The following is a 15,049-nucleotide window of genomic DNA, read 5'->3' on the forward strand; positions in this document are numbered from 1 at the left end:
ACTGAAATGACCGTTGCGCAGCTGCGCGAATGGCTGCGGAACTGGATTGCCGACGCAACCGGCCAGCCGGTCTCCCAGATCTCGGACGATCGTCCGATGGAGGAGTTCGGGCTGGCGTCGCGAGATGCCGTCGCACTCAGCGGCGACATCGAGGATCTCCTCGGTGTCACGCTGACGGCGACGGTCGCGTACCAGCACCCGACGATCGCCTCGCTGGCGACTCGCATCATCGAGGGCGAACCGGAGGTGCCGGAAGATACCGACGACGCGTTCTATGTCGCCGGTGGCGGCCTCGGTTCCAAGGATGTCGCGATCGTCGGTATGTCGACGCGCCTTCCCGGGAACGTCCACACCCCGGCCGATATGTGGGATCTGCTCGCGTCCGGGCGAGACGGCATCACGGATCTGCCCGAGGGCCGCTGGTCGGAGTACGACGGCGATCCGCTCGTCTCCGAGGCCATCGCGAACGCGAACACCCGCGGCGGCTACCTCGACGACGTCAAGGGTTTCGACGCCGAGTTCTTCGCGATGTCACCGCGCGAGGTCAAGATGGTCGACCCGCAGCAGCGTCTCGCGCTGGAACTGACGTGGGAGGCACTCGAGCACGCCCACATCCCGGCGAGCGACCTCAAGGGCGGCTCGGTCGGTGTGTTCATCGGCTCGTCCGCGAACGACTACATGCTCATCACGGCGTCCGACCCGTCGGTGGCCGACCCATATGCGATCACCGGCACGTCCACGTCGATCGTGTCGAACCGCGTCTCGTACTTCTTCGACTTCCGCGGCCCGTCGATCAGCATCGACACGGCGTGCTCGTCGTCGCTCGTTGCGGTCCACCAGGCGGTACGTGCGCTGCGCGGTGGTGAAGCGAACGTCGCGATCGCCGGTGGCATCAACATGCTGCTCGCCCCCGCCGGGACGCTCGGTTTCGACGAAACCGGAATGCTCACCGGCGACGGCAAGATCAAGGCATTCTCGGCCGACGCGAACGGCATCGTCCGGGCGGAGGGTGGCGGACTCGTCGTCCTCAAGCGGCTCGAGGACGCCGAACGCGACGGCGACGACATCCTCGCCGTGATCGCCGGATCGGCCGTCAACCAGGACGGACGCTCCAACGGACTGGTCGCGCCCAACCCGGACGCGCAGGCGGACGTGCTGCGTCGCGCCTACCGCGACGCGCAGATCCTGCCGTCGGGTGTCGACTACATCGAGGCGCACGGCACCGGCACGGTGCTCGGCGACCCGATCGAGGCGGACGCCCTGGGCCGTGTCATCGGCCGCGGTCGAGACGCAGACAAGCCGGCGCTGCTCGGTTCCGCGAAGACGAACTTCGGGCACCTCGAGGCCGCCGCAGGCGCCGCGGGCCTGATCAAGGTCGTTCTCGCGATGCAGGAGAACGCGCTTCCTGCCACGCTCAACTACACCGCGCCCAATCCGTACATCCCGTTCGACAAGGCCAACCTCCGGGTGATCCCGGAAGGCGCCGAGTGGCCGCGCTACTCGGGTCGCGCTGTCGCGGGCATCTCCGGTTTCGGGTTCGGCGGCACCAACGCGCACGTCGTCGTGCACGAGTACACCGGCTCGGAAGGCCAGAGCGACTCCGAGGCCGAGGTCGAGGTCCTGCCCGACAGCGCCGAGGCCGCCGAGCATGCTTCTCCGTCGGAGCCCGCACGCGAGTTGCCCGTCGTGCTCGCGGTGTCTGCACCGATGCCGTCACGCCGTCGCCGTGCGGCGGCGGATCTCGCCGACTGGCTCGAAACCGAGGTGGGCAGCACCACTGCGCTGGCCGATGTGGCGCGCACGCTGTCGCGTCGCAACCACGGTCGGTCCCGCGCCGTCGTCATCGCGAGCGACCGCGCCGACGCGATCGCCGGGCTGCGGGCTGTCGCGGCAGGCAAGCCCGCGCAGAACGTCTTCACCGCCGACAGCCCGTCCCCGAACGGCCCGGTGTGGGTGCTCTCCGGATTCGGTGCGCAGCACCGCAAGATGGCCAAGCAGCTGTATCTGGAGAACCCGGTGTTCGCCGCCGCGGTCGACGAGGTCGACGAGTTCATCTTCGACGAGTCGGGCTTTTCCATGAAGGAGAAGTTCCTCGACGATGCCCAGGACTACGACGTCGAGACCGCACAGGTCGGTATCTTCACCATTCAGCTCGGACTCGCCGCGGTGCTGCGGCATCACGGTGCGGAGCCTGCAGCGATCGTCGGCCATTCGATGGGGGAGGCCGCAGGCGCGTACATCTCGGGAGGTCTGTCTCTCGAGGAAGCCGTGCGCGTGATCTGTGCCCGGTCGCGTCTGATGGGTGAGGCCGAGAGCGGCCTCGAGGGCGACGACATCCGCCTGATGGCGCTCGTCGAATACACCTCCGAGGAGATCACTTCGGTCCTGCCCGACTTCCCGCAGCTCGAGGTGTGCGTGTACGCGGCGCCTACCCACACCGTGATCGGTGGGCCGCAGGAGCAGGTCAATGCCATCGTCGCGCGCGCCGAGGCGGAGGAGAAGTTCGCTCGCGTCCTCCAGACCAAGGGTGCGAGCCACACCTCTCAGGTCGATCCGATCCTGGGTGAGCTCGCCGCCGAGCTCGCAGGCATGGAGCCGCAGCGACTGAAGGTGGACGTGTACTCGTCCGTCGACCAGGAGACGCTGTACCGCGCAGGTCACGAGGGTATCCACCCGGTCGAGTACTGGACGAAGGGCATGCGGCACAGCGTGTACTTCACCCAGGCGGTCCGAAAGGCGCTCACCGACGGGTACACGACGTTCGTCGAACTCAACGCCAACCCCGCGACGCTGATGTCGGTCGCTGCCACCGCGTTCGACGCCGGTGTGCAGGACGGCGTGTTCATCCAGACGCTCAAGCGTAAGGAAGACGAGTCGCTCGGTGTGCTCACCGCGCTCGCGCAGCTCTACGTCCACGGGCACCAGGTGGATCTGCGCAGTCTGCTGCCGGAGGGCGACTACGCCGACATTCCGCGCACCGCATTCCTGCGCAAGCCGTACTGGGTCGACGCCCGCATCGGCGGTAGCGGCGGCCACGGCCGGGTCCCCGGCGCGCACGTCGCGTTGCCCGACGGCCGGCACGTGTGGGAGGTGCAGGCGTCGGCGGTCACCGATCCCGCGGAGCTCGTCACCACCGCCGCGTCGCAGGTCCTCGCCGATGTCGCTCTCACCGCATCCATCCGGCATGCCGAGCTGCCCGCTGCAGCCACGGTGACCACCACCCTCACCCCGCATCCGGGCGGTGCCTCGGTGCAGGTGCACGCCCGCACCGAGAGCGGTTTCACCCTCGTGCACGAGGGTGTCGTCACCTCCGGCGAGCCGCTGGCCACCCCGGTGATCGCCACTCCGGCTCGTCCGTCCGACGACGTCGAGGAACTGCCCGAGACCGTCGAAACCTTCGGCGACAAGTGGGATCCCGAAGGATCGCAGACCCTCGAAGCTCGCCTGACCTTGATCGTCGCCGAATCCATGGGGTACGCACCCGAGGATCTGCCCGCCGAGATCCCGCTCATGGAGCTGGGCCTCGACTCGCTGATGGCGGTGCGCATCAAGAACCGCGTCGAGTACGAATTCGACATCCCGCAGCTGCAGTTGTCCGCGGTCAAGGACGCGTCTCTGCAGGATGTCGCGAAGTACCTGCACTACGCGGTCGAGAACCGCGAAGAGGTCGCGCAGCTCGCCGAGCAGCAGTCCGCGGAGAAGACAGCCGAGCGCGCTGGGACGGAAGCGTCGCTGTCGCCGGTCGAGGACACCACGGTGGTCGGCGAGGCCGAGCAGGTCCTTGCGGCGGCTGCGGAAGCGCAGGCTGCTGCTCCGGAAGAATCCGGCCTGAGTGAATCCGGCCTGAGTGAATCCGGCACAGAATCGTCCGGTCCGGATGTTCCGCCGCGCGACGCCGCTGAACGCCTGACTTTCGCGTCGTGGGCCGTGATCACCGGTAGATCCGCCAAGGGCATCTTCAACACGCTGCCGACCCTCGACGCCGCCGCGGCCGAGCGTCTTGCGGCACGGCTCACCGAGCGGTCCGGCGGGGAGATCACCGTCGACGACGTGCGCGGCGCATCCACGATCGAACAGCTCGCGGAGACCGTCCGGCAGTATCTCGAGTCATCCGACAAGATCGACGGAATAGTTCGGGCGCTGCGGTCCCGTCCCGAGGGGTCGTCGGCGGTGCCGGTGTTCGTGTTCCATCCCGCGGGTGGCTCGACCGTCGCGTACGAGCCGCTGCTGCGCCGCCTGCCTGCCGACACTCCGATGTACGGCTTCGAGCGCACCGAGGGCCCGATCGACGAACGTGCCAAGGTCTATCTGCCGCTGATCAAGGAGATCCAGGGCGACGGTCCGTATGTGCTGTACGGCTGGTCGCTCGGTGGGGTGCTGGCCTACGCGGTCGGTCGTCTGCTGCGGGCCGAGGGTAAGGACGTGCGGGTCATCGGTCTTCTCGACACGGTCATGCCCGGTGAGCAGGTCGAGGACACTCCCGAGGAGATCCGCAAGCGCTGGCAGCGGTACTCGGCCTTCGCGAAGAAGACCTACGGTATCGAGGCGCCGCTCCCGTACGACCTGCTCGCAGAGGCAGGCAGCGACGAAGAGCAGATCAAGATCCTCCTGAGCTTGCTCGAGATGAGCGGCGCAGAGATCCCCGGCGGCATCATCGAGCATCAGCGCACGTCGTGGCTCGACAACCGGGCGATCCAGACCGCGAAGCTCGAACGGTACGACGGCGATGTGGTGCTGTACATGGCCGACAAGTATCAGGACGACGCAATCGACCTGGAGCCGGCGTACGCTACCCGGCAGCCCGACGGCGGGTGGGGCGATGTGGTCGCGAATCTGGAGATCGTCCACGTCGGTGGCGATCACATCCAGATCGTCGACGAGCCGTACATCTCAAAGGTGGGGGCCGACCTGACCCGCAAGCTGGCCGACATCGAAGCCTCGAGGAGCTGAGCAAGTAGTGACCACCACGGCAGAGAAGCTGGCCGAGCTGCGCGCAAAACTGAAGATCGCGAACGAACCCGCAGGGGAAGTCGCGATCGCCAAACGCGCCCAGAAGGGCATTCCCAGCGCTCGGGAGCGCATCGACATGCTTCTCGACAAGGGCACCTTCGTCGAGATCGGCGCCCTGATGCGGACGCCCGGGAACCCGAACGCTTTCTACGGCGACGCGGTCGTCGTCGGGCACGGACTGGTCGACGGCCGGCCCGTCGCGGTGTTCTCGCACGATCAGACCGTCCTGGGCGGCAGTGTCGGTGAGATGTTCGGCCGCAAGGTGTCTGCCGTTCTGGAACATGCCTTGAAGATCGGCTGCCCGGTCGTCGGTATCAACGACTCCGGCGGAGCCCGCGTCCAGGATGCGGTGACTTCGCTCGCCTGGTACGGCGAGATCGGCAAGCGGACCGAGCCGCTGTCCGGGCTGGTCCCGCAGATCTCGGTCATCGTCGGCAAGTGCGCCGGTGGTGCGGTGTACGCGCCGATCAACACCGACGTCGTCGTCGCCACCGAAGAGGCGTACATGTTCGTCACCGGTCCGGACGTCATCAAGGCGGTCACGGGCGAGGACGTCAGTCTCGAGGAGCTCGGCAGCGCGCGTAAGCAGGCCGAATACGGCAACGTGCACCACGTCGCTTCCGACGAGAAGGCGGCCTTCGACTGGGTGCGTCAGTACCTGAGCTACATGCCGTCGAATGCGCAGGAGAAGCCTCCCGTGATCAACCCGGGCCTCGAGCCCGAGATCACGCCCGACGACATCGAACTCGACTCGTTCATGCCCGACGCCGACAACTCCGGTTACGACATGCACGACGTCCTGCTCAAGATCTTCGACGACGGCGATTTCTTCGAGGTGCGTTCACAGACGGCACCGAACATCATCACCGGTTATTCGCGCGTCGACGGACGCCCCGTCGGTGTGGTGGCGAACCAGCCGCTGTATCTGTCGGGTGCGCTCGACGCTGCCGCTGCCGACAAGGCCGCGCATTTCGTGCGTGTGTGCGATGCCTACGACATTCCGCTCGTCTTCGTCGTCGACACCCCGGGCTTCCTGCCCGGTGTGGAGCAGGAGAAGATCGGCGTCATCAAGCGTGGCGGCCGGTTCCTGTTCTCCTACGTCGAAGCATCGGTTCCGAAAGTCACGGTGGTGGTACGTAAGTCGTACGGCGGTGGCTATGCGGTGATGGGTTCGAAGCAGCTCGGCGCCGACATCAACTTCGCGTGGCCGACGGCGCGTATCGCGGTGATGGGTGCGGAGTCCGCGGTCGCGGTGATCGGCCGCAAGCAGATCGCCGAAGCCGGTGACAACGCTCCGGTGGTGCGTCAGCAGCTCATCAATTTCTACAACGAGCATGTCGCGACGCCGTATATCGCGGCCGAGCGCGGCTACATCGATGCGGTGATCGAGCCGAAGACCACGCGCCTCGAAATCCGGAAGGCGCTGACGCTTCTCCGCGACAAGAAGGTGTTCAAGAACCCGCGCAAGCACCACCTGCTTCCGCTCTGAGAGTTCGACCGAGAAGTCCCACCGGCCCGTCGACACGGCTGTGCCGGTGGGACTTTCGCGTTTCTGATTCAGTCGGTTCCGAATCAGTCGAGGACGACGGTGGCTTCGACCTCGACCAGGAGATCGGGCTCGGCCAGCGCCGAGACTCCGATGCCGGTGAGTGGTGCCAATGAGGCGTCGATACCGAGTTGGGCGGTCGCGCGGCCGATGCCCTCACCGATCGGGCCCATCTTCTCCGGGGTCCAGTCGACGATGTATGCGGTTATCTTGGCGACGTCGTTCCAGGTGGCGCCGACTTCCTTCAGTGCGGTCGTGATGTTGAGATAGCACTGCGCGGTCTGCGCGGCGAGGTCTCCTTCGCCGATTCGGTTGCCAGCAGCGTCGCGCGCCACCTGGCCGGCGATGAAGACCAATTTCGTTCCGGTGGCGATCGACACCTGCCGGTACATGTCGACCTGCGGTAGTCCTGCGGGATTCACGAGGGTGACGGCCATGAGTTCTCCTGGGGTGGTCGGGGTCCGAGCGGACCTTCAAACTATAACAGTGCAATGCTATGTAAAGTGGGTGCATGGCGAGGACGAAGGATCCGGCGGTGCGTACCCTCCTCGTCGAGCGCGCAGCGCAGATGCTGCGGGCCCGCGAGCCCCTCACCCTGCGCTCGCTGGTGGCAGGCACAGGAGTGTCGACGATGGCCGTCTATACCTACTTCGGTGGCATGGACGGCTTGTGGAAAGCTCTGCGGCAGGAAGGGTTCACGCGTCTCGGGTCCGGATTCCACACGGTGGAGACATCGAGTGATGCGGTAAGAGACCTTGCGGCGTTGTCCGCGTCCTACGTCGATAACGCCCTCGACCACCCTGACCTGTACCGGGTCATGTTCGACGCGAGCGTCGACCTGGAAGACCTCGAGGCGGCAGACGCCACCCTGGAGTACCTGGTCCAGGCTGTGCGGCGGGCGCAGGACGAGGGACGCTTCCGCGCCGACGTCGACCCGCTCGAACTGGCGATCCAGAGCTGGGCCATCGACCACGGACTCGTGTCGCTCGTGGCGAACGGGCCGCTACCGCACAGCACCCTCGAGCATTGTGTACCTATGCTCACTGCGTTGTTCGTCCATGCGGGCGATGAGCCCGACCGGTGTCGCGCATCAGTGGAGAGGGGGTGGGCGCAGCGGGTGCCCCGCGAAATGTAGGAGGTCAGGCGGTGTGGAGAGCGCCCCGGATGTAGCCGAGGATGTGCTCGACCTCCTTCTCAGCGTCGAACCCCTCGGTGTCCTTCCACAGCAGGTGTTCCATCGAGGCCAGCAGCAGGATCGCCGTCGTGATCGAATCACGCTCCGGGTCGGTGGACCCTAGATCGGTGATCGGCCCCGCGAGAATGCGGGCGAGGGTGAGCTCGAGTTCCTCCCGCACCTTCGGAGCGTGGCTGCGTCCACCTCCGCCGACGACGTTGCGTGTCGCGGCGGCGATCTCGGGGTCGACGCCCTGCTTCAGGATCACGGTCGCGCCCGCGCGGAGCGCCGCTTCCGGCGTCTCGGCGGCATCGATCTTCCTGCGCAGATGACTGACCAGGCGGTGTCCGCCCTCTTCTACCACGGCATCGACGAAGTCGCCCTTGCTGCGGAAATACCGGTAGAATGCGTCGTTCGACAGCCCGGCGGCCGCCACGATGTCGGCGACGCGCGCGGGGGAGCCTGCGGTCAGCAGTTCGCGGCCTGCCTTGATCAGGCGGTCGACGTCGCGGCTCGCCGCCTCCTGTCGTGGTGTGAGGCTGCGCTGTACTGCTTCGGTGGCGCGGGCCGACATAGAGTTGGTGCCGGCGATGTCTTCGGTGGTCACCCTTGCCATTCTAGAGAGTCGGAACCGAATTCTGTGCGCCCTACCGCTCGTAGACCCGCAGCGTGCCCGGGTTCCACAGGCCCGACCGGGTGACCTGCTCGGTCGCGACATCGGCGGGCTCGGCGTTCGGGTAGTAACGCACATAGCGTTCGAGCGACCCCCAGTCGCGGGCCCAGTCCCCGTCGAGATACGTCGGAATCGCTTCGGCACGCGCGAGGACCTCGGTGAAGCCGAGCGGTCCACCGAATTCGGCGGCCTGCCAGGTATCGGTGGACGACACGGCCAGCGGGCGATCGGGCAGGATGCGGTAGTTCGGCATCTCCGCGACCCCGTAGCGGTGGTCGAACGGCCGCTGACACGGGAACTGCAGGCCCACTGCCCAGTCCAGCAGCACCGGCTGTTCGGAGCCGATCACCGAGTCGAGCGTGTCGAGTTCGGGCATGCGGGGCGGGGTGAACGCGAGCCACTGGTCGCCGGTGAGGTTGGGATCGTTCGCGACGATGCGGACGACGTCGGTGTCCTCGGGGAGGTCCGCGACCGGGATGCGCAGGTTGCGCCACGACGGCGCGGGACCGATGTCGCGGGGCAGGTAGCTGCCCTTCGCTTCGAAGGTCCCGTCGGGATTGCTGGTGCCGTACTCGAGCAGGAGTGACTGTCCGTAGGTCAGTGCGCCGGTGTCGTCGTACGACCAGATGCGACCGGCCGCGGAGATGACGATCAGCGGAGTATTGTCGCTGCGTTCGGGCAGCCGGTACCAGCTCGAGGTGAGCCGCGCGGGTTCCTGGATGCCGTCCTGGTAGCTGCCGAGGATCGGTGTCACGGCCGGATCGAGGCCGAACGGCAGCTTCACGGTGCTGCCGTTGATCGTTTCGGCACCCGAACCGCCGGTGGTGCCACCGCCCGCGCCGGTCTCGAAGGTGGGGCCGATGCTCTGGGTGTCGGTATTGCCCTGCCCGGGTTTGACTTCGACGTAGTCGGCCGTCAGATCGCGCGGGACGCCGTTGGGGGAGAACCCGACGGGTTCGCCTCCGGCGAGGGCATCACCATCGGCCGGCGGATTAGCGGCGTCGATGATCGGTTCGAGGCGCCCGGAATTCGGATCGCTCTCGACGAGCACGTCGTTGGCGAGGCCGCACGATGAACCCGTCAGGGCGTCGATGTTCGAGCGCGCCAGCGAGTACGCCGGGTACTGCGACACGGCGCCCTTGACGAGCGACAGCACCTCGAACAACACCATCGCTGCCGCGACGACGGTCAACGGTGCCGCCGCGAACGCACGGATCCGACGCCCCTTCTCCGACGTGGGCTTCTCCGGGGGCGGCGCATACCCTTCGCGCAGGTACTGCCAGGCGACGAGAGCGAGGGCGAGAGCGAACAGAATCAGCAACAGGCTGCTCGACTGGTAACCCGAGAGCGACACGGTCTTGTCGAACCACGGCACACCGTAGCTCGACACGTACCACCAGCCGTTGATACCCGCGAACGAGACGGCGAGGACGAACAGCAGTCCGGCGAGGAAGATCGTGCGGTTACGCCGCGACCGCAGCGCCTGCGCCGACACGACCACGGCGGTCAACGCGGCAAGGGATCCGGCGATGCCCGCGTACGCCCCGAAGTGGTGGGTCCACTTCGTGGGGTTGAACATCATGAAGAAGATCGTTCCGAACACGATGCCGATCAGGCGCCACGACGGGCTCACCGCGATACCGGGGATGCGGCGACGGCGCAGCAGCACGAGCAGCGTCGTGAACAGGCACAGGATCATGACGAGGAACGCGAAGCGGCGCGGCAGCGACCCGTCGACGGTCTGCACCATGAGGTAGTAGTAGCGGAGGAAGTCGTTCCACCACTCCTCGTTGGGACCGATGATGGTGCGCACGCGGGTGGCTTCGAGCACCGCGGAGAGCGTCTGGTCGGAGAACACCACGACGAGGACCAGCAGGCCGGCGGCCCCGATCGGGGCGAGCAGCGCCGCGGTGCCGACCTCGCGGTGCTTGCGGACGATGATGCGCGTCATCGGCCGGATACCGGCGATCAACGCGGCGATACACATCAGGCCGGTCGGGGCGGCCGCGAGTGTGAATGCGCCGATGAACACGGCCATGGCGGCGGGGAGCAATCGTCCGGTGGCGATGGAACGTTCGATGGAGCACCACGTGAGCAGTGCGCCGAGGGCCACGATCGGTTCGGGACGCAGGCCGTTGTTGTAGGGCAGCCAGAACGCGAGGAACACGAGTCCGCCGGTCCACAGCGCGATCTGGTTGTGCCGCACCGCCCGTCCGAGACGCGGTACGACCTCGCGGCTGATCACCATCCAGCACAGGATCCCGGCGATCAACGCGGGCAGGCGCATCCAGGGGCTTGCCGTCGAAATCTTCGCGAACGCAGCCAGCACGTCGTAGTACCAGCCGAACGGCGCCTCGGGGACACCGAACCAGCGGAAGTAGTTGGCCATGTACCCGGCGTGATCGGACACCCTGGCCATGGTGAGCAGATAGCCGTCGTCGGAGGTGTTGGCACCGAAGAAGTGCCACCCGATCAGCGTGCCGACCACCACGAAGTCGATACCGCGGAACTTCCACCAGTGCGACGGGAAGAACCGTCGGTGCCCACGGCCGTCGGTGCCGTCGAGTTTCGCGAGCGCGCCCAGCGCCAATGCCGTCGACAGCACCGCGAGGATCATCGCGAGGGACTTCACGAGCGTCGGCGACGACGAGAACCGCGAGTCCACATCGATGAGCACGTCGAGGCCGGGGACGTCGGTGCTCAGGTCGCTGAACACACCGACGACGAGGGGCCGCAGGTCGCCGGTCAGCTCACCGGCACGTGGATTGCCGTTGTCGTCGGTGAGGCCGACGAACTCCGCGGTGGTGCGTTCGATGTCGGAGAAGATGCGGATCTCGGTGCAGGCGCCGGATGCGACCTCGGTGCGCGGGGCGCTCGCGACCACGACGTTGCGATCGAGAACGTCGACGTTCTCCGCCCCGACCCGGACGAACATCGCGTTGAGCGCGGCGTCCTGTCCGCCTGCGGGCGCGGTCGCGAGGAGCATCCCGCCGCTGTCGGGCATCTGCGCGATCGCGGCGCACGGCACGGTCGCGCTCAGCTGCAGCGGCACCTGCGACATGAGCGGTGCCTCGACGTCCGTCATCGAGCCGTTCTGCGGCCACGACACGGTGGCCTCGGTGACCTTCACGGGCAGGAACGGTGTCGCGAGCGCGAGCAGCATCCCGATGATGCCGGTGACGACTGCGATGAGCCGCGCGGTTCGGTACTGCGTTCGTAGATCCTCGCCGACCGGCCGGGTGGCGGTCACGGTCGGGGAGGAGTCGATTCTCGCATCGTCGGGCACGGGAGTCGATGGTATCGGGCGGCGAGCAGCGGGAACACTCACCCTCACTCGAGCAGATCGGGTACTCCATCACGGATCGATCCCGGACTCCACAGCCCGGAGCGGGTGATCTCCTCGACGCGGACGGTCGCGGTCTGCGCGTCCGGGTCGATCCGGCGATACCGTTCGAGCGACCCCCAGTCGCGACCCCAGTCGTGATCCAGGTAGGTGGGCACGGTCTCGGCGGTGAGCAACAGCGGGATCCACCCGAGGGGTCCGCCGCCGATGGAGTCCTGCCACCCGTTGGTCGCATCGGCCCCCACCCGGTCGGGGAGGATCCGGTACTCCGGAACTTCCGCGACCCCGTAGCGGTGCCCGAACGGGCGCTGGCACGGGAACGCGAGCCCGACCGACCAGTCGATCAGACCGGGGGCATCGGAGCCGACGACGTCCTGCAGGGTGTCGAGCTGCGGCATCCGCGGAGGCGTCACCGCGACCCACTGGTCCGGCGACAGGTTGCCGTCGTCGACGACGAGCCGCACGGCGTCGGCCTCCGAGGGAATCGCGTCGCTCGGCACCCGCAGATTGCGCCACGACGGAGACGGTCCGATGTCGATCGGCGCGACCCGCCCGATCTCCTCGACACTCTCACCTGCGGTGACGCCGAACTCGAGGAGTACCTCCTGGCCGGGGGTGATGACTCCGTCGGGGTCGACGTACTGCACGCGACCAGCAGCGGTGACGACGAGCAGTGGTGTGTCCTCGGTGCGTTCGGGCAGCGCATACCACCCGGATTCGAGCTCTGCGGCGTGCTGAACGCCGCCCCGGTAACTGCCGAGCACCGGGGTGCGCGCGGGGTCGAGACCGAACGGGAGCCGCACGGTGCTGTCGTTGATCCCGGCGTCGCCGCGGCGTCCGCCGCCGGTACCTGCCGTCGTCGAGGTGGTGGTGCCGCCTTCGTCGGCCTCGACGGAATTCGCGCCACCGGAGGTGGAGATCTCCGCGTCGGCGGTGAGGTCCAGCGCGACACCGTCGGGTGTGAATCCTTGCGCGCGGCCGGCGCCGAGAGCGTCGGCGACCGAACCGCTCAGCGGAGCGAGCATGGTGGCGTTCGGGTCGGTCTCGACGAGGACGTGGTCGGCGAGACCGCACCCGTCGCCGGTGAACGCGGCGATGTTCGATCGCGCGATGGAGTAGGCAGGGTACTGCGACACGGCGCCCTTGACGAGGGAGAGCACTTCGAACACGACGACCCCCGCTGCGACGACGGTCAGCGGAGCAGAAGCGAGCGCGCGAGCCCTGCCGCTCCGCACGGGCTTCTGCTTCGCGAACGGTTCGCGGAGGTGGAACCATGCCGCCACCGCCAGCGCAAGAGCCGTGAGGACGAGCAGTGCCGTCGAGAACGCGTATCCGGAGATGGACGGTGGCTTGTCCCACCAGGGGACGCCGTAGCTGGACACGTACCACCAGCCGTTGGACCCGGTGAACGACATCGTGAGGACGAACAGCACACCCGCGGTGAACAGGGCACGGTTGCGGGCCGACCGGATCCCGGCGGCCCCCACCCCGACTGCCGCGAGTGCCGCGACCGCCGCTGCGAGGCCCGCGTACACACCGAAGTGGTGGGTCCACTTCGTGGGGGTGAGCATCATCAGCAGCATGGAGGCGAAGACGATGCCGAGGATGCGCCGCGACGGCCCGATCGCGGTACCGGGGATGCGGCCCTTGCGGAGGATCAGCATCACGCACACCACGAGGCACAGCAGCATGACGAGCACCCCGAACCGGCGGGCCAGCGACCCGTCCGGTGCCACGGTGAGCAGTGCGTCCCAGCGCAGACGCTCGTCGAACCACGGCACGTTCGGTCCGACCGCGGACCGCACCCGAGTGGCCTCGAGCACCGACGCGAGCGTCTGATCGGCGAACACGGCGATCATGACGACGGTGCCCGACGCGAGGACCGGGGCGAGCTGCGGGAGGACCCCGACGAGCGGCCGTCGTGCGACGAGCAGTTTCGTGACCGGGCGCGCCCCGGCGAGCAGCGCGGCCACGCAGATCAGGCCGGTGGGGCCTGCGGCGAGTGAGAACGCGGCGATGAGCACGCCGATCGCCGCGGGCAACATGCGGCCGGTCGCGATGGCGCGTTCGATCGAGCACCATGTGAGCAGCGCGCCGACTGCGATGATCGGTTCGGGACGAAGACCGTTGTTGTACGGCAGCCAGAACGCGAGGAACACGAGTCCCGCCGTCCACAATGCGATCGTGCTGTGCCGGACGGCGACACCGAGACGCGGAATCACCTCGCGGCTGATGACCATCCAGCACACGATCGCGGCGACGAGCGTGGGCAGGCGCATCCACATGCTGGCCGTCGACACCTCGGACATCACGACCAGCACGTCGTAGAACCAGCCGAACGGCGCCTCGGGCACCCCGAACCACCGGAAGTAGTTCGCCATGTACCCCGCATCGGTGGACACGCGGGCCATGTTGAGGATGTAGCCGTCGTCGGAGGTGTTCGCGCCGATCACATGCCACAGCAGCAGGACCCCGACAACGACGGCGTCGGTGAGCGTGAAACGCCACCAGTGCGACGGCAGGAACCTGCGTGCCCGGCGGCGGTCGACGCCGTCGATGCGGTGCAGCGCGACGAGCGACGACAGCGTCGCCAGGGCGCACACGATCATCGCGACCAGCTTGATCACCGTGGGAGTGGAGGTGAACCGCGAGTCCAGTTCGGCCTGCACCGATAAACGCTCGGTGTCGGTGGCCGCGGCGCCGTCGAGATCGGAGAAGACACCTACCATCTGGGGACGGACATCGCCCTCGATGGTGACGTCGACGGCAGGATCGGCGCCGACGATTCCGGCCGCGGTCCGCTCGGAGTTGGACGCCACGGTCACGGCGGTGCACTGCTCGTCGAGCGGGGCCGAGACCAGTACGGAATTCCTCAGTACCGCCTCGACGGTGCCGGGTGCGCCGTCCTCACCGGGGGCGACCCGGATCACGAGTGCGTTGCCGGTCGCATCCGGCGCACCGGGCGGCACCGTCGACACGAGCGTGCCGCCGTCCTCGCCGAGCGCACCGGCCGCGGCACACGGCACGCTCACCCGCAACGTGAGCGGCGTGTAGGTGATGAGTGGCGCTTCGATGTCGGCGAGGCTGTTGCCTTGGGTTCCCTCGCTCTGGGGCCACTGGACGGTCGCGGCTTCCTGCTTCACAGGGAGAAACGGGATGGTCAAAGCCAGGACGAACCCGAGCAGACCTGTGACAACAGCGATGAGTCGCGCGGTACGGACGCTCGCGGTCACGGAGGAACCGGGCGTAGCGGGCGAATGGGAAACGTCTGGCACAGGGGTCGATGCTAGGCGAGTAGTGAAT

At 67.5% G+C, this 15,049-nt stretch carries 7 protein-coding genes; 3 read left to right on the plus strand and 4 right to left on the minus strand.

All coding sequences use genetic code 11. The features are described 5' to 3' along the window. The first annotated feature begins 6 nt into the window (after positions 1-6). Both pks13 and ACFWB0_RS05280 read left to right on the plus strand, forming a co-directional pair. Positions 7-4,950, plus strand: coding sequence for a polyketide synthase Pks13 (pks13, locus tag ACFWB0_RS05275; protein ID WP_378489457.1), 4,944 nt, complete (start codon positions 7-9; stop codon positions 4,948-4,950). 7 nt (positions 4,951-4,957) lie between these two features. Further along, positions 4,958-6,499, plus strand: coding sequence for an acyl-CoA carboxylase subunit beta (locus tag ACFWB0_RS05280; protein ID WP_378489384.1), 1,542 nt, complete (start codon positions 4,958-4,960; stop codon positions 6,497-6,499). An 83-nt stretch (positions 6,500-6,582) separates the two neighbouring features. On the opposite strand, the gene ACFWB0_RS05285 is transcribed toward ACFWB0_RS05280, so the two are convergent. Continuing rightward, positions 6,583-6,993 (minus strand): RidA family protein, encoded by a 411-nt coding sequence (locus ACFWB0_RS05285; RefSeq protein ID WP_378489385.1) that lies wholly within the window; start codon positions 6,991-6,993, stop codon positions 6,583-6,585. A gap of 74 nt (positions 6,994-7,067) precedes the next feature. Here ACFWB0_RS05285 and ACFWB0_RS05290 point away from each other — a divergent pair, with 74 nt between their 5' ends. Next, a complete protein-coding gene (locus ACFWB0_RS05290; protein ID WP_378489386.1) occupies positions 7,068-7,691 on the plus strand; it encodes a TetR/AcrR family transcriptional regulator in 624 nt (207 codons plus the stop codon). Positions 7,692-7,695: 4 nt separating this feature from the next. On the opposite strand, the gene ACFWB0_RS05295 is transcribed toward ACFWB0_RS05290, so the two are convergent. The 3 genes from ACFWB0_RS05295 to ACFWB0_RS05305 all read right to left on the minus strand — a co-directional run bounded on the left by ACFWB0_RS05295 (position 7,696) and on the right by ACFWB0_RS05305 (position 15,021). Beyond that, positions 7,696-8,337, minus strand: a complete 642-nt coding sequence (locus tag ACFWB0_RS05295) for a TetR/AcrR family transcriptional regulator (protein WP_378489387.1) — start codon at positions 8,335-8,337, stop codon at positions 7,696-7,698. A 40-nt stretch (positions 8,338-8,377) separates the two neighbouring features. Next, a complete protein-coding gene (locus ACFWB0_RS05300; protein WP_378489458.1) occupies positions 8,378-11,566 on the minus strand; it encodes an arabinosyltransferase domain-containing protein in 3,189 nt (1,062 codons plus the stop codon). Positions 11,567-11,733: 167 nt separating this feature from the next. Further along, positions 11,734-15,021, minus strand: a complete 3,288-nt coding sequence (locus ACFWB0_RS05305) for an arabinosyltransferase domain-containing protein (protein ID WP_378489388.1) — start codon at positions 15,019-15,021, stop codon at positions 11,734-11,736. Positions 15,022-15,049 lie beyond the last annotated feature (28 nt).

It is taken from the genome of Rhodococcus sp. NPDC060086 (genome assembly GCF_042730275.1).
Taxonomy (GTDB): domain Bacteria; phylum Actinomycetota; class Actinomycetes; order Mycobacteriales; family Mycobacteriaceae; genus Rhodococcus.